This window comes from Streptococcus sp. oral taxon 064 (assembly GCF_001683375.1).
Classification (GTDB): Bacteria; Bacillota; Bacilli; order Lactobacillales; family Streptococcaceae; genus Streptococcus; species Streptococcus oralis_S.
Genome location: NZ_CP016207.1, coordinates 708,727 through 730,381 on the forward strand (window position 1 = coordinate 708,727; position 21,655 = coordinate 730,381).

The window sequence follows — 21,655 nt, forward strand, 5'->3', positions numbered from 1 at the left end:
ATGAGACTGTTAAAACAAATTGGTATTTTCTTTTTACTCCCTTTTGTCGTACTAATTGATGCACATATTGGACAATTAGCGGGATCCTTCTTCCCTCACTTTCATTTAGCAAGTCATTTTCTGTTTTTATTTCTCTTGTTTGAGACAATAGAGGTTTCAGAATATCTCTATCTAGCTTATTGCTGTATAGTGGGTTTGGTGTACGATATCTATTTTTTCCACTTGATAGGAATTGCGACGCTTCTATTTATCTTAATAGGTGCTTCACTCCATAAATTTAATAGTGTAATTTTGCTAAACCGTTGGACAAGAATGTTAACAATAGTTGTGATGAGTTTCCTATTTGATATGGGGAGCTATCTCCTCGCTCTTGCTATGGGGTTTACAGTAGAATCGATGCCAGTTTTCATCGTCTATAGCCTTGTCCCATCAATGATTTTAAACTTTTTATGGATGCTTGTTTTCCAATATATTTTTGAAAAATGTTATCTATAAGAAAGAAATAAAAATGTAACAAAGGCGTAATATTTATTATGTCTTTTTTTGGTATACTAGTAATGTCTTAAATAGAAGGAGTATCTACATAATATGAAGAAAAAAATCTTAGCGTCACTTTTGTTAAGTACAGTATTGGTTTCACAAGCGGCGGTATTAACAACTGTTCATGCTGAAACAACTGATGAAAAAATTGCTGCTCAAGATAGTAAGATTAGTAATTTGACATCTCAACAAAAAGAAGCTCAAAAACAAGTAGATGAAATCCAAACGCAAGTTACAGCTATCCAAACTCAACAAACAAACTTGGAAGCTGAGAACGAAACTCTACAAGCTGAATCTAAAAAACTTGAAGGAGAAATTACAGAGCTTTCTAAGAACATTGTTGCTCGTAATGAATCTTTGGAAAAACAAGCACGTAGTGCACAAACAAACGGTGCTGCAACTAGCTATATCAATACAATTGTAAACTCAAAATCAATTACAGAAGCTATTTCACGTGTTGCAGCAATGAGCGAGATTGTATCAGCTAACAACAAAATGTTGGAACAACAGAAAGCTGATAAGAAATCTATCGCTGAAAAACAGGTTGCAAACAATGAAGCAATCAACACTGTCATTGCGAACCAACAAACGCTTGCTGACGATGCACAAGCATTGACAACAAAACAAGCAGAGTTGAAAGTTGCTGAGTTAAACCTTGCTGCAGAGAAAGCTACTGCAGAAAGCGATAAAGCTACTTTATTGGAACAAAAAGCAGCAGCAGAGGCAGAAGCGAAAGCAGCAGCCGAAGCAGAAGCGGCTTATAAAGCACGTCAAACAAGCCAACAACAATCAGTTGTTGCTTCTGGAAATACAACACTTTCAGATCAAGTGCAAGCAACTTCAAGCTCTTCATCAGATGATGATTCAAGCTACACTCCAGCACCTGCTCCGACTCCAACTAGACAACGTCCAACATACAGTACAAATGCTTCAAGTTATCCAACTGGTGAATGTACTTGGGGAGCTAAAACATTAGCACCTTGGGCTGGAGATTACTGGGGTAACGGAGCGCAGTGGGCTACAAGTGCAGCAGCTGCAGGATTCCGTACTGGATCAACTCCACAAGTTGGTGCGATTGCATGTTGGAATGACGGTGGATATGGACACGTAGCGGTTGTTACAGCAGTTTCATCATCAACTAGCATTCAAGTATCAGAATCAAACTATGGTGGAAATCGTACAATCGGTAACAAACGTGGATGGTTCAACCCAACTACAACTTCTGAAGGTTATGTTACTTACATCTATCCAAACTAATGAATGAAACGAAGAGGCTCGATGCGAGTCTCTTTTATTATTTTTTATCGAAAGCAAGGCCGAAATATATCAAAACCACTTGAAAATATGGCTAAAATGTGATAAAATGAAACTTGTCGTGTAAACGATAATACTCATTCTTGATGAATTGTGAGACTGTTGCCCTCGGGTCGTTTTGCAAGTTGAAGTCGAGGAGAGGAAAAAAACAAAAAGGAGAAATACTCATGGCAGTAATTTCAATGAAACAACTTCTTGAGGCTGGTGTACACTTTGGTCACCAAACTCGTCGCTGGAACCCTAAGATGGCTAAGTACATCTTCACTGAGCGTAACGGAATCCACGTTATCGACTTGCAACAAACTGTAAAATACGCTGACCAAGCATACGACTTTATGCGTGATGCTGCAGCTAACGATGCAGTTGTATTGTTTGTTGGTACTAAAAAACAAGCTGCTGACGCTGTTAAAGAAGAAGCAGAACGTTCAGGTCAATACTACATCAACCACCGTTGGTTGGGTGGAACTCTTACTAACTGGGGAACTATCCAAAAACGTATCGCTCGTTTGAAAGAAATCAAACGTATGGAAGAAGAAGGAATCTTCGACGTTCTTCCTAAGAAAGAAGTTGCACTTCTTAACAAACAACGTGCACGTCTTGAAAAATTCTTGGGTGGTATCGAAGACATGCCTCGTATCCCTGATGTAATGTACGTAGTTGACCCACATAAAGAACAAATCGCTGTTAAAGAAGCTAAAAAATTGGGTATCCCAGTTGTAGCGATGGTTGACACAAATACTGACCCAGACGATATCGATGTAATCATCCCAGCTAACGATGACGCTATCCGCGCTGTTAAATTGATCACAGCTAAATTGGCTGACGCTATCATCGAAGGACGTCAAGGTGAAGACGCAGCAGCAGTTGAAGCAGAATTTGCAGCTTCAGAAGCTCAAGCTGACTCAATCGAAGAAATCGTTGAAGTTGTAGAAGGCGACAACGCTTAATTCATATAAATAGTAATTACCTAGGAGGGCGGGGCCTAGCCCAGCTCTCCTATTTTTAAAAAATATAGGAGAATCAAAATGGCAGAAATTACAGCTAAACTTGTAAAAGAGTTGCGTGAAAAATCTGGTGCCGGTGTTATGGACGCTAAAAAAGCGCTTGTAGAAACAGACGGTGACATCGAAAAAGCGATTGAATTGCTTCGTGAAAAAGGTATGGCGAAGGCAGCTAAGAAAGCTGACCGTGTTGCAGCTGAAGGTTTGACTGGTGTATTTGTTAACGGTAACGTTGCAGCAGTAGTTGAAGTAAATGCCGAAACTGACTTCGTTGCGAAAAACGCTCAATTCGTTGACTTGGTAAACGCAACAGCTAAAGTAATCGCTGAAGGAAAACCAGCTAACAACGAAGAAGCTCTTGCTTTGACAATGCCTTCAGGTGAAACTCTTGAAGCTGCATATGTATCTGCAACAGCTACAATCGGTGAAAAAATCTCATTCCGTCGTTTTGCTTTGCTTGAAAAAACAGATGCACAACACTTCGGAGCATACCAACACAATGGTGGACGTATCGGTGTTATCTCTGTAATCGAAGGTGGAGACGAAGCGCTTGCTAAACAAATCTCAATGCACATTGCTGCGATGAAACCAACAGTTCTTTCTTACAAAGAATTGGATGAGCAATTCGTTAAAGATGAGTTGGCACAATTGAACCACGTAATCGACCAAGATAACGAAAGCCGTGCAATGGTTGGTAAACCAGCTCTTCCACACTTGAAGTATGGATCAAAAGCACAATTGACTGATGAAGTGATTGCTCAAGCTGAAGCTGATATCAAAGCTGAGTTGGCTGCAGAAGGCAAACCAGAAAAAATCTGGGACAAAATCATCCCAGGTAAAATGGACCGCTTCATGCTTGACAACACCAAAGTTGACCAAGCATACACACTTCTTGCACAAGTATACATCATGGATGACAGCAAGACAGTTGAAGCTTACCTTGAATCAGTAAATGCTTCAGTAGTTGAGTTCGCTCGCTTTGAAGTTGGTGAAGGTATCGAGAAAGCTGCAAACGACTTTGAAGCAGAAGTTGCAGCTACAATGGCAGCAGCCTTGAATAACTAATAGAAAAGGAAGCAAATTGCTTCCTTCTTCTTTTTGTCTAGAGAGTAGAGTCTGTATGAGTAAACAAAAAGCCCTTTAATAAGGGCTAAGTGCATTTAGGAGGCTACACTTCAAATTCATAGAGTGCTGTAGACAAATAACGTTCGCCGTTATCTGGTGCTAAAGCAAGGACTTTCTTACCTTTACCTAATTTCTTGGCAACCTCAATTGCCCCGTAAATCGCTGCAGCTGAAGAAATCCCAACAAGGAAGCCTTCTTTTCCACCAATTTCACGGCCAAGGGCTAGAGCATCATCTGACGTTACACGGACAATACCATCATAGGCTTTTGTATCAAGCGTTTCAGGAATAAATCCAGCTGAGATTCCTTGAATTTTATGAGGTCCTGGTTTTTCCCCAGACAAGATAGCTGACTCGTCTGCCTCAACTGCATAAACTTGAATGTTTGAATTTGCTGTTTTGAGAGCGTGAGAAACACCTGAGATCGTTCCACCAGTACCAACACCACCCACAAAAGCATCTAGTCCATCAGAACCGAAAGCAGCCAGTATTTCAGCTCCTGTTGTTCTTTCGTGCACTTCTGGATTAGCTGGATTATTAAATTGGAGTGGAAGGAAGCCGTCTCGTTCAGCGGCGATTTCCTGAGCTTTGGCAATAGCCCCTTTCATTCCTTCGCTACCAGGAGTAAGGACGAGTTCAGCACCATAGGCTTGGATAATCTTACGTCGTTCCACACTCATCGTTTCAGGCATGACGATAACAACTTTATATCCTTTAGCGGCACCAACCCATGAAAGACCGATACCAGTGTTTCCACTCGTTGCTTCAACAATAGTAGCTCCCGGTTTTAGAATACCATCTTGTTCTGCTTTTTCAATCATGCTAAGGGCAATACGGTCTTTTACTGACGATCCAGGGTTAAAAGCTTCTAGTTTAACATAGACATCTGCAGCACCCTCTGGAACAATATTGTTAAGTTTAACAATCGGTGTTTGTCCAATTAGTTCAGTGATATTATTATAAATAGTCATAGATATACCTCTTTGTATAAGATGATACTAGTATAACGCGCTTAAAGCTATTTGTAAAATATAGAAATCCTATCAAAGTGATAGGATTTTTTTATATCAAAGGTCTAAGCCATTAATTTTTAATCGATTGTGATAAGCCAATTCTAATAAATAGGTGTAAAGCGGAAGGATGTCCGTTTTTTTAGGGAATTCAAATTTATGGAAACTCAGGTGCTCATTGTGTGCTTTTAGAAAGATATTTTCTAAATAAGTGATTCTAATCTCACTATCATCTATACCTGCTCCAGCAGTTTCCATTTCAACGTTTACAATGTTCATCAAAAAGAGTGACTTAACAGACACCTTGCGACCAGTGGCACCTTGCTTATCTGTAAAAATAATACGGATATTTGTAAAGATGATTGAATCTCGAATAAGTTTATATCCACTTTGAATTTCTTCATTCTCTAGTAGATATTGACCATATTCTTTGATAAGAGTCTCTTTGTTTTCCTCGCTGAAGTTACCAGCAAGTCCTTGAATAAATTTTCCAAACGCCATGTATTTCTCCTTTGTTTACACTAAGTTTACAGGAACTTCAACTTCTCGTAAACCTTGATCTGTTAAAGTAACCTTTCCATTAAAAAACTCTACAAGAGCAGACTTGATATTTTCTTTCTCTTCCTTATCAACATAAATCATTGTATCAACTTGATCTGTAAAGTTTGTATCCAGCTCCATGAGATGATGTTCTTTAAGAAAATTGCCATATTCTTGATACTGAGCGTAAGACATCTGAATGGCTATGCCAGCCTGCTCTTTGATTTCAATAATGCCAATTTCTTTGACAGCCAAGGCCACACTACCTGCGTAAGCACGAATCAAACCTCCAGCGCCTAACTTAATTCCACCAAAGTAACGAGTAACTACTACGCAGACATTGGTAAGATTATGATTTTCTAAGACGCCAAGCATAGGGACTCCAGCAGTACCACTAGGTTCGCCATCATCACTCGTACGCTTGATCTCACTGCGTTCCCCTACAATAAAAGCAGAGCAGTTATGGGTGGCTTTGTAGTGTTCTTTTTTGATAGCAGTGATAAAGTCACGAGCTTCTTCTTCACTATAGACACGCTTGGCATGACAGATAAAGCGTGATTTTTTGATTTCTTCTTGGACCTGCCCATCCTCTTTAATTGTTCTAAATTCCATGATTTAATTGTACTAAAAAATTACCTAAAGCGCTATATTTTTACGAATATTAAAGTATGAAAGTAAATCCAAATTATCTCGGTCGCTTGTTTACTGAGAAAGAATTAACGGAAGAAGAACGACAGGAAGCAGTGAGACTGCCAGCAATGAGAAAAGAGAAGGGGAAACTGTTTTGTCAACGTTGTAATAGTTTGATTCTAGAAGAATGGTATTTGCCTATCAGCGCTTACTATTGTAGGGAGTGTTTACTGATGAAGAGAATCAGGAGTGATAAAGCTTTATACTATTTTCCTCAAGAGGATTTTCCTAAGCAAGACGTCCTCAAATGGCGTGGTCAGTTAACACCTTTTCAAGAAAAAGTGTCAGAGGGACTGCTTCAGGCGGTAGACAAGCAAGAGCCAACCTTGGTTCACGCTGTGACAGGAGCTGGAAAGACAGAGATGATTTATCAAGTTGTGGCTAAAGTGATTGATGATGGTGGTGCAGTTTGTTTGGCCAGTCCTCGAATTGATGTGTGTTTAGAACTGTATAAGCGACTGCAGAATGACTTTGCTTGCGATATAGCGCTACTCCATGGCGAATCAGAGCCCTATTTTCGAACTCCCTTAGTAGTTGCAACAACTCATCAGTTATTAAAATTTTATCATGCTTTTGATTTGTTGATAGTGGATGAGGTAGATGCCTTTCCTTATGTTGACAACACTATGCTTTACTATGCTGTAAAGAATAGTGTAAAGGAGGATGGATTGAGGATATTCCTTACGGCAACTTCTACAGATGAGTTAGATAGGAAGGTTCGCACAGGGGAATTAAAAAGATTAAGCTTGCCGAGACGGTTTCATGGAAATCCTTTGATTATTCCTAAACCAGTCTGGTTATCGGATTTTAATCGCTGTTTAGAGAAAAATCAATTGTCAACCAAGTTAAAGACTTATATTGAGAAACAGAGAAGAACAGGTTATCCCTTACTGATTTTTGCATCAGAGATTAAGAAAGGTGAAAAACTAAAAGAAATCTTGAAGGAGCAGTACCCGAATGAGAATATCGGCTTTGTGTCTTCTGTGACAGAAGACCGATTAGAGCAGGTGCAAGCTTTTCGAGATGGAGAACTAACAATACTGATCAGTACGACAATCTTGGAACGCGGGGTTACCTTCCCTTGTGTGGATGTTTTCGTAGTAGAAGCTAATCATCGTCTCTTTACCAAGTCTAGTTTGATTCAGATTGGAGGGCGAGTTGGACGCAGTATGGACAGACCAACTGGTGAGTTGCTCTTCTTTCATGATGGATTAAATGCTTCCATCAAAAAGGCAATCAAGGAAATCAAGAATATGAATAAGGAGGCAGGGTTATGAACTGTTTATTATGTGGCCAGACTACAAAGAGTGAGCTGACTTTTAGCAGTCTCTTCCTTTTGAAGGATGATTGCAGTTATCTTTGCTCAGCTTGTGCTTCTAGTTTTGAGAGGATTGGTGAGAATTATTGCCCAAACTGTATGAAAACAGGCATGTCAACTAAGTGTCAAGATTGTAAACTTTGGTGTAAAGAAGGAATTCAGGTTGATCATAAGGCAATCTTTACCTATAATCAAGCTATGAAAGACTTTTTCAGTCGATATAAGTTTGATGGCGATTTTTTGCTTAGAAAGGTTTTTGCTTCTGTTCTTGCTGAGGAGCTGAAAAAGTATAGAGGATATCAATTTGTGTTGATTCCCCTAAGCCCTGAAAGATTGCTTGAGAGGGGGTTTAACCAAGTCGAAGGTTTGGTTGAGGCAGCAGGCTTTTCTTTCAAAGATATATTAGGAAAAAGAGAAGAGAGTGCTAGTTCTTCTAAAAGCCGTTTAGAAAGGTTAGCTACTGAAATTCCATTTTTTATTAAAGATGGAATCTCACTTCCCAAGAAGATTTTGCTGATTGATGACATCTATACAACAGGGGCAACTGTGAATCGTGTGAAACGACTTTTGGAAGAAGCAGGTGCTTTGGAAGTTAAAACTTTTTCCCTTGTAAGATGAGGAAAAAATTTGCAAAATGAAAATGAAAGCGTTATAATATAGTTAGAAAAACAAAAATGTTTAGAAAGAAGGTACTTATATGATTAAATATAGTATCCGTGGTGAAAACCTAGAAGTAACAGAAGCAATTCGTGATTATGTAGTTTCTAAACTCGAAAAGATCGAAAAGTATTTCCAACCTGAGCAGGAGTTGGATGCACGTGTGAACTTGAAAGTTTACCGTGAAAAAACAGCAAAGGTTGAAGTAACAATTCCGCTTGGATCTATCACTCTTCGTGCTGAAGATATTTCTCAAGATATGTATGGTTCTATCGATCTTGTAACAGATAAAATTGAACGTCAGATTCGTAAAAATAAAACTAAAATCGAACGTAAGAATAAAAGTAAAGTTGCGACAAGTCAACTCTTTACAGATGCTCTAGTTGAAGATGCAGATGTTGTGCAACCCAAAGTCGTTCGTTCAAAACAAATTGATTTGAAGCCAATGGATTTAGAAGAAGCCCTTCTTCAAATGGATTTATTGGGACATGATTTCTTTATTTATGTAGATGTAGAAGATCAAACAACTAATGTTTTGTATCGCCGTGAAGATGGTGAAGTTGGTTTACTAGAAGTCAAAGAATCATAAAATTGAAATAACAAAAAAGTGGTTTACAAATCAGTAAACCACTTTTTCTTATGCGGAAATAAGTAAGAAAAAACAGGAAATCCTTGATTAAACAGTCAGAATCGACCCCTATAATCTGAACTTATAGGGGTATTTATATTTATTAAGTAGACAAAATAATACCCTAAGGGATAGAATGGGGTTGTCAACAAATAGCGAATACAAAAATGTAAGCGCTCTTATAACAAATAAAGGAGTCATGACTATGGCAACAAAAGAAGAAATTTTACGCGAACTATATCCTGAGGACCTTTTTCACTATGCGGATGGTCTAACTTTGGGAGAAGCAGAGGTTTTACAAGAAACTCGCCGTTTGATTGAGAAACATCTCCGTCCGGTTATTAATGAATACTGGGAAAAACCTGATTTTCCTTTTGAAGAATTCTATGCTGTGGCTAAGGGCGCTCAAATTATGAACAATCCAAAATTGTTTGAGGGACGTGAAGGTAGCTGGAAACCATCTGAACTTTATATTGCTTTCTTGTATCTTGAACTTGCTCGCTTCGATGCTTCTATGGCAACATTCTACACCGTTCATGGCGGACTTTGCTACAACACAATTCTCTTGGGTGGTGATGAGCGTCAACAAAAAGAATTTCTTCCAAAACTAGCTGCATTTGATTGGCAAGGTTGCTTCGCTTTGACTGAACCTCTTTCAGGTTCTGATATTGCTGGAGGACTTGCAACTACTGCAGAACGTGTTGGAGACAAGTGGATTCTAAATGGTGAAAAACGCTGGATTGGTGGTTCAGATACTGCGGATGTCGTTCCTGTATTTGCTCGTGATGTTGCGGATGGCAAGGTGAAATGCTTTATCGTTCGTAAGGGAGCTCCGGGATATCATGCGGAACCAATCCCACATAAGATTGCTCTTCGTTGTGTCCGCAATGGCCATATTACTATGAAGAATGTAGAGGTTCCAGATTCAGACCGTTTGGTAAATATCAATGGTTTTGGTGATGTAGCCCGTATCTTGACCTTCACTCGTGCGGACGTTGCTCACATTGCTATGGGAGTGACTTGTGGATCTTATGTAGCAGCTCTTAAATATGCTAAAGATCGCGAACAGTTCAAACGTCCAATTGCCAAATTCCAAATTGTTCAAGAAAAATTGGCTCGTATGCAAGCAAATGCTGTAGCAGTTATTGCTTATTCAACTCGTATTGCTGAGATGCAAGAGAAAGGTAATGAATTGATGCTTAACTCTGCTCTTGCTAAGATGCACAATTCCTTGGTGATGCGCGAAACAGTTGCCCTTGCTCGTGAAACTTGCGGAGGTAATGGTATTACACTTGAGACAGACGTTGCTCGTTTCTTTGCAGATGCTGAATCAATCTATACCTATGAAGGTTCACACGAAGTGAATGCCTTGATTGTTGGTCGTGAGATTACTGGACTAGGTGCCTTTGTTTAATGTCAGAAGGGCGATTGAAGGATTTCTGTTCAATCGTCCTTGCTTCATGCACTGGATTTTTGTAAAATAAGAAGGAGAAAATAATGATATCTAAGGTGATGATTATTGGTTCTGGTCAAATGGGAAGCGGAATTGCTCAAGTATTTGCTCAGGCTGGTTTTACAGTTTACTTAAACGATATTAAAGAAGAATTTGTTCAAAGAGGCTTGAATAATATCACAAAACAATTGGAACGTTCAGTTGAAAAAGGACGGATGTCTGCGGATGAGAAGGATCAGGTATTAGCCAATTTGCTTCCATCTGTTTCATATGAAGATGCGAAACAAGTCCAATTGGTGATTGAAGCTGCAACTGAGAATCGTGAGATTAAGTTGAATATTTTCAAACAATTGGATGAATTGACAGATCCTAAAACTATCTTAGCATCAAACACATCCTCTTTGTCAATCACGGATATAGCTGCTGCTACTAAACATCAGGAGCGCGTGATTGGAATGCACTTCTTTAATCCTGCCCCAATCATGAAACTGGTAGAGGTTATTAAGGCCTTGCAGACTTCAGAAGAAGTGGTTCAGGCGGTTCGTGAATTGACAGTGAAAATTGGTAAAACACCAGTTGATGTTAAAGATTCTTATGGTTTTGTTGTGAACAGAATTTTGATTCCTATGATCAATGAAGCCGTTTACATTCTAGGTGAGGGAGTGGCTAGTGCCGAGGAAATCGATGAAGCGATGAAACTTGGTGCAAATCATCCTATTGGACCTTTGGCTCTTGCTGACTTGATTGGGTTGGATGTTTGTTTGGCTATTATGGGCGTCCTAAACCAAGGGTTTGGTGATCAAAAATACCGTCCTGCCCCTCTTCTTAAGAAAATGGTCGAAGCAGGAAAATTGGGACGGAAGACAAAAGAAGGATTCTTTACTTACTAGACACTGATGGAGGTAGTCATGAAAGACGTAGTTATTGTTTCGGCAGTGCGAACACCTTTAGGTTCCTTTGGCGGGAGCTTGAAGAATGTTTCTGCTGTTGATTTGGGATCTTTGGTCATTAAGAGTGCTTTGGAAAAAGCGAATATTAAACCAGAGCAGGTAGATGAAGTGATTATGGGGAATGTCCTAGGCGCAGGTTTAGGCCAAAACGTGGCTCGCCAAATGAGTATTCATGCTGGGCTTCCTGAATTTACACCAGCCTTTACCATTAATAAGGTTTGTGGTTCCGGTTTGAAGGCAGTGCAGTTAGCTGCTCAAGCGATTCAGTGCGGAGATGCAGATATTGTCGTGGCTGGTGGTGCAGAAAACATGAGCCAGGCTCCATATGTTTTGCCAAGCTTCCGTTGGGGTGGACGTATGGGAGATTCGAAAGTGGTAGATACCATGATTAAGGACGGTTTGTCTGATGCCTTTAACGAATACCATATGGGGATTACAGCTGAGAATGTGGCAGAAGAATATGGTATTAGCCGGGATGATCAAGATGCGCTTGCTTTGGAATCTCAAAAACGAGCAGTGGCGGCTATAGAATCTGGACGTTTTAAGGAAGAGATTGTTCCGGTGGTCATTCCTCAACGCAAAGGCGATCCTATCATCTTTGATACAGATGAATTTCCTAGAAAAGATGCTAGCTTGGAGAGTCTGTCTAAGCTACGTCCTGTTTTCAAAAAAGACGGTTCTGTTACAGCGGGAAATGCCTCAGGTATCAATGACGGAGCGGCGGCTGTCTTGGTCATGAGTGCTGAAAAAGCTGAAGAATTAGGACTTCCAGTCATTGCGCGCATTCGTTCGTATGCAAGTGCAGGTTTGGATCCTAAGATTATGGGATGTGGACCGATTTATGCGACCCGTAAAGCTCTTGAAAAAGGTAATTTGACAGTTGATGATCTTGACTTGATCGAGTCAAATGAAGCCTTTGCTGCTCAGGCTTGTGCGGTTGGGAAAACACTTGGTTTCAATACTGATATTGTCAATGTCAATGGTGGCGCGATTGCTCTTGGTCACCCAATTGGAGCTTCAGGTTGCCGTATCCTAGTGACTCTGGTACATGAGATGATGAAACGTGATGCTAAAACTGGTTTAGCTACTCTCTGTATCGGAGGAGGGATGGGAACAGCCCTCATCGTTGAACGTTAGTTATTAGAAAACTGAACGTCATTTCCTCTTTTTCAATATTACGATTACAAAATGAGATATTGATCCGATCTCATAGTTACATACCTTATCAAGTGTCTTTCTCCGAAAGTGCCTGATAAGGTATTTTTGCTTTTCCTAAGACTTTGAGGATAGATTGAATGGCTCTATTCTATAAGATGGACTTATAGGTCTATAAATAAAGATTAAGTAGACGGATAGGGAAAAAAGGATTATGATAAAAATGTAAGCTCTTACATTTTGTGTTGGTATTTGTTGACGCTGTACTCTGTACTCAAAATAAATCAAGTAGGAGCAAAACAATGAGTAAAACTGTTTTATTAGAGGTTAAGAATGGTCTTGGCTATCTAACAATTAACCGTCCATCGGCTTTGAACGCTTTAAGTTCAGAAGTCTTAAAGGATTTGAATCTCGTTTTAGACCAAATTGAAGCTAGCGAGGACATTCGTGTTGTCATCGTGACTGGTCAAGGGGAAAAAGCATTTGTCGCTGGAGCAGACATTAAAGAGATGGACCAAATGTCTCCAATTCAGGCTCATGAATACATGACCTATGCGAACGACACCTTTACCCGTTTATCTGAATTGACTCAACCAACTATTTCAGTATTGAATGGGTATGCTTTGGGAGGCGGTCTAGAATTAGCTCTTTCAACTGATATCCGAATCGGCTATGACAAGACAATGGTTGGTTTCCCTGAAGTTGGCTTGGGAATCATTCCTGGTTTTGCAGGTACTCAAAGAATGTCTCGTTTGATTGGTACTAGCAAAACAAAGGAATTAATCTTTACTGCTAGAATGGTTAACGGACAAGAAGCATATGATCTTGGAATTCTTAACAAGTTGGTAGCAGCAGAAGAACTATTGCCTGCGGCAGAAGAGCTGGCAGGAGCGATTATGAAAAATGCACCGCTAGCAGTTGAAAAAGCTAAACATATTATCCAAGTTGGCTCAGAACTCCCTCTGAAAAATGCTATTCGTTTGGAAACAGAAGCGGAAGCTCTACTCTTCTCAACAGAAGATAAGGTAGAAGGAATGCGCGCTTTTGTTGAAAAACGCAAAGCTGTCTTTCAACGTAAATAAGAGAGGAGATAGGTTATGAAAGTTGTAACATTGTCTGAAGCTATTTCCTTGATTCATTCAGGAGATAAAGTTGGTATTTCTGGTTTTCTCGGAGTGGGAGAGCCACTAGAGTTAATTGAGGAACTGGTTCGTCAAAACCAGCAAGATTTGACCTTGGTGTCTGTTGTAACCTCTCAACCCGGTAAGGAAGTTGGAGTTGGTCGACTTTGTGAAAACCATCAGGTTACAAAGTACATTGCAGCCCATGTAGGGACATCCGCTGCTGCTCAGCATGATTATTTCTCGGGAGCCATGAAAGTGGAGTTCACTCCGATGGGAACTGTCGTAGAACGCTTGCATGCTGCGGGCGCTGGCCTTGGAGCAGTCTTAACACCAACAGGTGTAGGAACAATTCTTGAAGATGAACACGAAAAAGTGACTCGAAATGGAAAAGAATATTTGATTTATGATCCATTGAAGATTGATGTTGCCTTGATTAAAGCTACAAAGGCGGATAAGTATGGCAACCTTTATCTGGATGGGACTACTAAAAACATCTCCCTTCAACTCGCTCTAGCAGCTGACACAGTTATTGTTGAGACAAACGAATTGGTTGAAGTCGGAGAAATTGATCCAAATGATATTTACATCCCTGGTATCCTAGTTGACTATGTCGTTCAAGGATTGACACCACAAGAGCATCATCAGATGATGGGAGATCTGTGGACAGAGACAAAGAAACTGGCGGGGGTGAAGTAAAATGAAAGCAAAAGAGATTATCGCAAGACGTGTAGCACTTGAATTTAAAGATGGAGATGTGGTCAATCTTGGTTTTGGGATTCCAAATGCCTCTGCTGATTACATTCCTGAAGGTGTAAATGTTATTTTACAGGCAGAAAATGGCGCTCTTCGATTTGGGGAAACACCTACCAAGGACAACTATAATGCCAATTTAGCGAACTCTGGTGGAGCTCCTATTACATTGTTGCCAGGAGCAGCCTTGTTTGATCTACAAACTTCCTTTGCCATTATTCGTGGTGGACACGTGGATGCAACCGTTCTTGGAGCTCTTGAAGTCAGCCAAGATGGAAGCATTGCGAACTGGATTATCCCAGGGAAATTTGCTCCTGGTATGGGTGGCGCAATGGACTTATTGGTAGGAGCTAAGCGCGTAATCGGGGCTATCCAACATACAACTGCTGATGGGGAATCTAAGTTGTTGAAAGAATGTACCTTGCCACTTTCAGCTAAAGGAGTATTGGATCTTGTCATCACAGAATTAGCTGTTTTTGGATTCAAAGATGGTAAATTCCTGTTGAAAGAGCTGGCTCCTGGTGTGACATTAGAAGAAGTTCTTGAAAAAACAGCTGGGGAAGTCATTGTCTCAGAAGACCTGAAAACAATGCCGATTTAAGCAAAAAAAGAGCTATTTTCTACTTAGTGTGTTATGATATAAACCAGATAGTATTGTAAGCGCTTTATATACAGCGTTAAAATGAAGTATTCGAAATGTTATTTCGATAAAAAGTCAGTAGACAACTATCAAACACTAGAATAGTTGTCTAATTGACTTACTAAAATAGTGAAGGAAAGCTAGGTGATGGGTAAGTGGATATTATCCAAATGAACTATTTCATCAATATCATAGAATGCGGATGCAACCTTTCCATTGCTGCAAAGAAGATTCACATTAGTCAATCAGCCTTGAGTCAATTTGTGACAAATTTTGAAGCAGCTGAAGGGGTTCAATTATTCAATCGCAAGAATGGAAGATTAGAAAGTTTAACAGAGGCGGGACGCAAAATTTATCGTTATGCGACCGAGATTGTGAATCGACATGAAGAAATGCTTTCCATGATCCATATAGAAGCTCAAAAGCAAAAAGGCACCATTAATTTTGGTATTCCGTCCTTGATTTTACGAGTTTATTTTGCTAGTGCCTTGCCTCATTTTCTGAAAAATAATCCTCATATCCATATCCAGGTTACGGAAGGTGGAGGGAAGGAAATTCGTCAAAAAATGGTTGATGGAGATTTGAATCTCTCTATTCTGATAGAGCCTACGAGCCTGGATGCTAAAAAATATGAACAACATATCATTCAATTGGATGAATACGTTGCTTATATGGATAAGGATCATCCGTTGGCTCAGAAAAGCTTGTTGGAATGGTCTGATATTGCTGGTTATGAATTGGCAACCTTCAACAAAACATTTACGACTTATGATTTAGTGACAGAAAAACTTCGTTCACAACGAATTGAGGCTAAATTTGCTTATCTTTCCTCTACTTGGGACTTCCTAGTTGAATCAACTCATCAGACAGATTTGATTGCCCTTTTGCCAAGGCCGGTTGAATATTTTGTGGATAAGAGTCGTTTTAAGGCGGTTAGATTCAAAGATCCGATTCCATTTAATATTTGGTTTTGTAGACCCTATAAAAACTCCTACAATGAAGTAGAGTCTTATGTGTATGAAGAATTGTTGAAAGATTATTACCAACCGTTTTCTGACAACTAAGATGAGGTGAATGCGATGACCTATAATGACGTGCTGGCGCGAGAATTGAAGGCAGACGTGAAAGTGTTGATTCGGGACTATTTCAAGTCTCATGAGGATGAACAACAGTTCCCTAGAGAATTGCTTTATCAGTTTATTGAGCAATTTGATATCTTTTCCTTGCTTTTAGATAGTCAAGATTCTGTTTTGAGAACCGAGTTTTTAACCTTTATTCGCTTGATTTCAAAAGATTTTCCTGCTTTTTCTGCTGTTCTACTAACTCAGGCATGTTATGGTATCTATCCTATTTTACGATATGGGAGTCAGGAACAAAAATCGCGTTATGTAGAACCATTAGTAAGGGGAGAAATCTTAGCTGGCTTGGGATTTTCTGAAGGAAAATTGATGGACAGCTTGGAGGTTATTGCAACAACTGCAAGGAAAACAGAAACAGGTTGGTCTTTAACTGGGAAGAAGTCAATTGTATCAAATTGCCGCTATACAGATATTTTGTTAATCTTAGCCAAGGTTCAAGAAGCTAACGGAGAATATGGATACGGATTTTTCATTGTTGATACGACTCGACCGGGAGTTGCTTTTGGAGATGATATTGCAAAACCTGGTTTACAGGGTTTGCCTGTGAATTCGGTAACTTTTGATCAGGTCATATTGCCAGAAGATAGTCTTCTAGGATTGACGCTAAATGGGGAAACTCAGTTAAATGATATTATCAAAAAATTACAGCTAGGATTAAGCGCTATCTCTATTGGTATCTCTGAGGGAGCTTTTGAAACAGGTCTGGCTTTTGTAAAGGTCAAAAGAAGATTTGGGAAACCATTAATCGATGCGACAGTCTATCAACATCAATTCGCAGACTTGTATACTAAGCTGTGTGCGGCTGAATCTTACTTTGCTTCCTACAAGGATAGGATGAAGGCGGATTCTCTCTTTGTATCTCAGATAAAACTTTATACGACAAAAGTAGCAATTGAGATTTCTGAGGAAATTATTAGATTAATTGGACCTCTTCAAACCTTGGATGACATCCCCATAGACCGTTATCTAAAGGATGCCAAAACGATTGAAATCTATGGAAAATCTGGGGATTCGATTCGTAAAAGAATAGCAGCCCAATGGATAAAGGAGTAAAGCATGACAGAACTCACCTTACAGGAATATCAATTTCATGATATGAAACTGACATGGCTACGTGGAGCCGATAAATTGACGGATGCAGGGACTCTTTTTGGTCCGGTTCCGAAAGTTGTGTGGTCTCGTTACTACCCAACAAATGATGCTAATATGATGGCAGAATTGACGGATCCTATTTTGATCCAGTACAAGGGTAAAAATTACTTGATAGATGCAAGTTTTGATACAGCAAAATTATCTGATAAACAAAGGCGCAACTTAGGAATCTTAACTGAAAGTCGGGTAGAAGAAAGTTTATCTCTTTTAGGACTATCGCCTGAAGATATTGACATCGTGCTGATGACACATATGCATCATGATCATTCTGGTGGCTTGACGCGTGTGAATGATCAAGGAGAGTTGGTTTCCAAGTATTCAAATGCCAAGATTATTGTGAATGATGTCGAATGGTATGAGATGAGAAACCCTAATAATCGAACACGAGGAACTTATCTGAGAGAGAATTGGGAACCGATTCAAGATCAGGTGACGACTTTCTCAGAGTATATCAATGTCATTCCAGAAATCCAAATGATTCACACAAGTGGTCACAGCAATGGCCACAGTATTATCTTGCTCAAACAGGGGAAAGATACGATGATCCACATGGGGGACTTGATGTTATCACATGTTCATCGAAATCCTCTCTGGGTTCCAGCAGTAGATGATTATCCTATGAAATCCATTTTAGCCAAAGAGAAATGGTTGCGTCAGGCTTTTGAGAATCATTACAAGTTTTTCTTTTATCATGATCAATTTTTCGCGGTGGTAGAGTTTGATAAGGAAGGGAAGGAGTTGGTAGATTATGTTCTACGTTCTCGCCCCCCACTTATTCCTTTTACAGATGAGCAGGATCGTAAGCCAGACTTTTTAGGATAGCAGAATATGAGGAGACAAATGTAACATTTTCTTGTTGACGGGGATATTGGTGCACTATGCATCCATTTGCCAACAAGAATCAACAGAAAATAAAAGGAGGACTCATATGTCAATTACAAAACTTTTACAGATTCAATATCCAATTTTCCAAGGGGCCATGGCTCAAATCTCCCACTATCAACTAGCAGCAGCTGTTTCTGAGGCTGGAGGACTAGGAATTATTGCGTCAGGTGGTATGACTGGAGAGCAGTTGCGAGAAGAAATTCGTGAATTGAGAAAGTTGACAGATAAGCCTTTTGGTGTCAACATTATGTTGATGATGAAAAACATCAAGGATATTGTGACTGTTATCATCGAAGAAAAGGTTCCGGTGGTAACTACAGGTGCAGGAACACCTAAGCATATCATGCCTTACTTGAAAGAAGCAGGAATCAAGGTTATTCCAGTTATTGCCAGTGTCAAGCATGCTCAAAAAATGGAAGAATTGGGAGTTGATGCTGTAATCGCTGAGGGTTCAGAAGCTGGTGGGCATATAGGAGAGACCAATACAATGGCTCTTATCCCGCAAATCGTTGATGCGGTATCAATTCCGGTCATTGCTGCCGGAGGTGTGGCAGATGGCCGAGGGCTGGCTGCTGCGATTGCCCTAGGTGCACAAGGAGTTCAAATGGGAACAGTTTTTCTTGCTTCAGAAGAATGTCCAATTTCTCCAGCCTATAAAGAAGCTATTTTGGCGGCAAGTGATACAGCGACTGCGGTTACAGGTCGCATCGCGGGAGCGCCAGTTCGTTGTATTCGCAATGAGATGACAGATCACTATATTGAATTAGAGCAGAAAGGTACAAACCGAGAGGAACTGGAAGAAATTACGATCGGTTCCCTATCTAAGGCTGTCTATGAAGGTGATACAGTTCATGGTTCAATGATGAGCGGACAAATTGCAGGTTTGGTGAAAGACATCAAACCATGTAAGTCTATTTTAGAATCAATTGTGAAACAGGCGCAAGAGCGCCTACAAGACATTCGACTAGAATTAGGTGAATAATGTAATCTAGGCGGAAGATTCTGCACTGATGTGGAAAAAGGAGAGCGAGGCATTTGCTCTCCTTTTTTATGTATGGTTTCTTTAAGAGTATCTTACTATAATAAAAGCAGTGCTTTCTCTTTAAAGGTCGCTTTTTAAGGGCATTTGTGATATAATAATGCGCAAGAGGTTTAGAATGAAAAAAAATAATTTAACTCCGAATTCTGCGATTCTACTAGGGATTGCAACTTTCGGAACCTTAACAATGCTGATTATTTTTTCACAAAATAATGTTGTAACAATCAGTGTCTTGTTTTTATTTGTACTTCTTTATCTGCTTTTATTTGTCTGGCAAAAAAAACAGTATGAAAAGAGCGAAATTGAACAAATCCAATACGTAAATCATCAAGCTGAAAATAGCTTGAGTACTTTGCTTGATCAAATGCCGGTGGGAGTCCTGAAATTAGACTTATCTAGTGGCGAAGTGGAATGGTTTAATCCCTATGCTGAGCTGATTTTAACTACTGAAGAGGGCGAAATTGATGTTGAGTTAATTCAAACCATCATCAAGGCTTCTGTTGGAAATCCTGGTTCGTATGCTACCTTGGGCGAAACACGATATGCTGTTCATATGGACAAGGCTTCGGGTGTTTTGTATTTCTTTGATGTTTCTGGGGAGTACGAAGCAACTGTAGAATTGGTAACTAGCCGTCCAGTCATTGGAGTCATCTCAGTAGATAACTATGATGATTTGGAGGATGCGACATCTGACTCCGATATCAGTCATATCAATAGTTTTGTAGCCAATTTTGTTTCAGAATTTGCTAGTAAGTATGCTATGTTTTCTCGCCGTGTGGGGATGGATCGTTTTTATGTATTCACAGATTACACGGTACTAGAGGAATTGATGAATGATAAATTCTCCGTTATTGATAGTTTCCGAGAAGAATCAAAACAGAGGCAGCTACCCCTAACTTTAAGTATGGGATTTTCTTATGGTGATGGAAACCATGAAGAGATAGGGAAAATTGCCTTGCTCAACTTGAACTTAGCAGAAGTTCGCGGTGGTGACCAGGTGGTGGTCAAGGAAAATAACGAAACCAAGAATCCAGTCTACTTTGGTGGAGGAACTGCTGCGTCTATCAAACGTACTCGTACACGTACCAGAGCCATGATGACAGCCATTTCTGATAAGATTCGAAGTGTTGATCAGGTTTTTGTAGTCGGTCATAAAAATCTAGATATGGATGCTTTGGGCTCTGCTGTTGGTATGCAGTTGTTTGCAAGTAATATTATTGAGAACAGTTATGCTGTCTATGATGCAGACCATATGCCAGCAGATATCGAACGTGCTATTCAGTTCTTGAAGAAGGAAGATGTCACGAAGCTTTTATCTCTTACAGATGCGATGAAGTTAGTTACAAACCGTTCATTATTGATTCTGGTGGATCATTCCAAGACGGCTTTGACTTTGTCAAAAGATTTTTATGATTTGTTCACTCAAACTATTGTTATTGACCATCATAGACGTGATCAGGATTTCCCTGAGAATGCAGTCATCACCTATATTGAAAGTGGAGCAAGTAGTGCCAGTGAGTTGGTCACAGAATTGATTCAGTTCCAAAATTCTAAGAAGAATCGTTTGAGTCGTATGCAGGCCAGTGTTTTGATGGCTGGTATGATGCTGGATACCAAGAATTTCACATCTCGCGTGACGAGCCGAACCTTTGATGTGGCTAGCTATCTGAGAACACGGGGAAGTGACAGTATTGCTATCCAGGAGATTGCTGCGACAGATTTTGAAGAGTACCGTGAGGTAAATGAACTCATTTTACAAGGTCGTAAGTTAGGTTCAGATATCTTGATTGCTCAAGCTAAGGACTCAATGTCTTATGACACAGTTGTTATCAGTAAGGCTGCCGATGCTATGCTGGCTATGTCTGGTATTGAGGCTAGTTTCGTTCTGGCAAAAAATACACAAGGATTTATCTCTATCTCGGCTCGAAGTCGTAGTAAAATCAATGTGCAACGCATTATGGAAGAGTTGGGTGGTGGAGGTCACTTTAATCTAGCTGCCGCGCAAATCGAGGATATGAGTTTGTCGGAAGCAGGAGAAAAATTGACTCAACTAATCTTGGAAGAACTAAAGGAAAAGGAGAAAGAAGAATGAAAGTAATCTTTTTAGCAGATGTTAAAGGAAAAGGAAAAAAAGGCGAAATTAAGGAAGTACCAACTGGCTACGCTCAAAACTTCCTGATTAAAAAGAATTTGGCCAAGGAAGCGACTGCTCAAGCAGTGGGTGAGTTGCGTGGAAAACAAAAATCAGAAGAAAAGGCTCATGCTGAAATGATTGCTGAAGCAAAAGCCATCAAGGCTAAGCTTGAGGCAGAAGAAACAGTTGTAGAGTTTGTTGAAAAGGTTGGACCAGATGGCCGTACATTTGGCTCTATCACTAACAAGAAAATTGCAGAAGAATTGCAAAAGCAGTTTGGTATTAAGATTGACAAACGCAATATTCAAGTGCAAGCACCAATTCGAGCAGTAGGTTTGATTGATGTACCAGTGAAGATCTATCAAGATGTTACAAGTGTCATCAATCTTCGTGTAAAAGAAGGTTAAGTTTA

General features: G+C 39.8%; 22 protein-coding genes. 19 read left to right on the top strand and 3 right to left on the bottom strand.

All coding sequences use genetic code 11. From position 1 onward, the window contains the following. The 4 genes from mreD (at position 1) to tsf (ending at position 3,920) form a co-directional block, all read left to right on the top strand. Positions 1 to 495 (top strand): rod shape-determining protein MreD, encoded by a 495-nt coding sequence (gene mreD, locus AXF18_RS03565; protein ID WP_049501302.1) that lies wholly within the window; start codon positions 1 to 3, stop codon positions 493 to 495. Positions 496 to 588: 93 nt separating this feature from the next. Continuing rightward, positions 589 to 1,797, top strand: coding sequence for a peptidoglycan hydrolase PcsB (gene pcsB / locus AXF18_RS03570; protein ID WP_049501303.1), 1,209 nt, complete (start codon positions 589 to 591; stop codon positions 1,795 to 1,797). A gap of 224 nt (positions 1,798 to 2,021) precedes the next feature. Continuing rightward, complete coding sequence (gene rpsB, locus AXF18_RS03575; RefSeq protein WP_000268475.1) at positions 2,022 to 2,801, top strand: 30S ribosomal protein S2; 780 nt, start codon at positions 2,022 to 2,024, stop codon at positions 2,799 to 2,801. A 78-nt stretch (positions 2,802 to 2,879) separates the two neighbouring features. Then, the gene (gene tsf / locus AXF18_RS03580; RefSeq protein WP_000808059.1) at positions 2,880 to 3,920 is read left to right on the top strand and encodes a translation elongation factor Ts; all 1,041 of its coding nucleotides are present in this window, start codon (positions 2,880 to 2,882) and stop codon (positions 3,918 to 3,920) included. A 103-nt stretch (positions 3,921 to 4,023) separates the two neighbouring features. Here tsf and cysK read toward each other — a convergent pair whose 3' ends face one another. The 3 genes from cysK to AXF18_RS03595 form a co-directional block, all read right to left on the bottom strand. Further along, entirely contained in the window at positions 4,024 to 4,950 is a 927-nt protein-coding gene (gene cysK / locus AXF18_RS03585) for a cysteine synthase A (protein ID WP_000158482.1), read from the bottom strand. Between the two features lie 96 nt (positions 4,951 to 5,046). After that, on the bottom strand, positions 5,047 to 5,490 hold the full coding sequence (locus AXF18_RS03590; RefSeq protein WP_000863902.1) for a PH domain-containing protein: 444 nt from the start codon (positions 5,488 to 5,490) through the stop codon (positions 5,047 to 5,049). A gap of 15 nt (positions 5,491 to 5,505) precedes the next feature. Next, positions 5,506 to 6,141, bottom strand: a complete 636-nt coding sequence (locus AXF18_RS03595; protein WP_000395750.1) for a YigZ family protein — start codon at positions 6,139 to 6,141, stop codon at positions 5,506 to 5,508. A 56-nt stretch (positions 6,142 to 6,197) separates the two neighbouring features. Between AXF18_RS03595 and AXF18_RS03600 the strand changes: the two genes are divergently transcribed. The 15 genes from AXF18_RS03600 (at position 6,198) to rplI (ending at position 21,650) form a co-directional block, all read left to right on the top strand. Next, positions 6,198 to 7,496 (top strand): DEAD/DEAH box helicase, encoded by a 1,299-nt coding sequence (locus AXF18_RS03600; protein ID WP_002880469.1) that lies wholly within the window; start codon positions 6,198 to 6,200, stop codon positions 7,494 to 7,496. Continuing rightward, a complete protein-coding gene (locus AXF18_RS03605) occupies positions 7,493 to 8,155 on the top strand; it encodes a ComF family protein (protein WP_000995722.1) in 663 nt (220 codons plus the stop codon). The genes AXF18_RS03600 and AXF18_RS03605 overlap by 4 nt, the downstream gene beginning before the upstream one ends. 79 nt (positions 8,156 to 8,234) lie before the next feature. After that, entirely contained in the window at positions 8,235 to 8,783 is a 549-nt protein-coding gene (gene raiA, locus AXF18_RS03610) for a ribosome-associated translation inhibitor RaiA (RefSeq protein WP_000599114.1), read from the top strand. Positions 8,784 to 9,027: 244 nt separating this feature from the next. Further along, positions 9,028 to 10,236 carry an acyl-CoA dehydrogenase family protein gene (locus tag AXF18_RS03615; protein ID WP_000201480.1) on the top strand — a complete coding sequence of 403 codons (1,209 nt, stop codon included), beginning with the start codon at positions 9,028 to 9,030 and terminating at the stop codon, positions 10,234 to 10,236. A gap of 80 nt (positions 10,237 to 10,316) precedes the next feature. Next, the gene (locus AXF18_RS03620; protein WP_049501305.1) at positions 10,317 to 11,165 is read left to right on the top strand and encodes a 3-hydroxybutyryl-CoA dehydrogenase; all 849 of its coding nucleotides are present in this window, start codon (positions 10,317 to 10,319) and stop codon (positions 11,163 to 11,165) included. An 18-nt stretch (positions 11,166 to 11,183) separates the two neighbouring features. After that, positions 11,184 to 12,362, top strand: a complete 1,179-nt coding sequence (locus AXF18_RS03625; protein ID WP_000656060.1) for an acetyl-CoA C-acetyltransferase — start codon at positions 11,184 to 11,186, stop codon at positions 12,360 to 12,362. Positions 12,363 to 12,682: 320 nt separating this feature from the next. After that, on the top strand, positions 12,683 to 13,462 hold the full coding sequence (locus tag AXF18_RS03630) for an enoyl-CoA hydratase/isomerase family protein (RefSeq protein WP_000048046.1): 780 nt from the start codon (positions 12,683 to 12,685) through the stop codon (positions 13,460 to 13,462). A gap of 15 nt (positions 13,463 to 13,477) precedes the next feature. Then, positions 13,478 to 14,200 (top strand): CoA transferase subunit A, encoded by a 723-nt coding sequence (locus AXF18_RS03635; protein ID WP_000869893.1) that lies wholly within the window; start codon positions 13,478 to 13,480, stop codon positions 14,198 to 14,200. Position 14,201: 1 nt separating this feature from the next. Further along, the gene (locus AXF18_RS03640; RefSeq protein WP_000644731.1) at positions 14,202 to 14,855 is read left to right on the top strand and encodes a 3-oxoacid CoA-transferase subunit B; all 654 of its coding nucleotides are present in this window, start codon (positions 14,202 to 14,204) and stop codon (positions 14,853 to 14,855) included. 194 nt (positions 14,856 to 15,049) lie between these two features. After that, entirely contained in the window at positions 15,050 to 15,958 is a 909-nt protein-coding gene (locus AXF18_RS03645; RefSeq protein WP_000351428.1) for a LysR family transcriptional regulator, read from the top strand. Positions 15,959 to 15,973: 15 nt separating this feature from the next. After that, entirely contained in the window at positions 15,974 to 17,086 is a 1,113-nt protein-coding gene (locus AXF18_RS03650; protein WP_000221881.1) for an acyl-CoA dehydrogenase family protein, read from the top strand. Between the two features lie 3 nt (positions 17,087 to 17,089). Beyond that, positions 17,090 to 18,007, top strand: coding sequence for an MBL fold metallo-hydrolase (locus AXF18_RS03655; protein WP_000137959.1), 918 nt, complete (start codon positions 17,090 to 17,092; stop codon positions 18,005 to 18,007). A gap of 106 nt (positions 18,008 to 18,113) precedes the next feature. Next, a complete protein-coding gene (locus AXF18_RS03660; RefSeq protein WP_000028897.1) occupies positions 18,114 to 19,052 on the top strand; it encodes a nitronate monooxygenase in 939 nt (312 codons plus the stop codon). Positions 19,053 to 19,227: 175 nt separating this feature from the next. After that, complete coding sequence (locus tag AXF18_RS03665) at positions 19,228 to 21,201, top strand: DHH family phosphoesterase (RefSeq protein ID WP_000739996.1); 1,974 nt, start codon at positions 19,228 to 19,230, stop codon at positions 21,199 to 21,201. Continuing rightward, a complete protein-coding gene (gene rplI / locus AXF18_RS03670) occupies positions 21,198 to 21,650 on the top strand; it encodes a 50S ribosomal protein L9 (RefSeq protein WP_000864211.1) in 453 nt (150 codons plus the stop codon). The genes AXF18_RS03665 and rplI overlap by 4 nt, the downstream gene beginning before the upstream one ends. Positions 21,651 to 21,655: the final 5 nt, after the last annotated feature.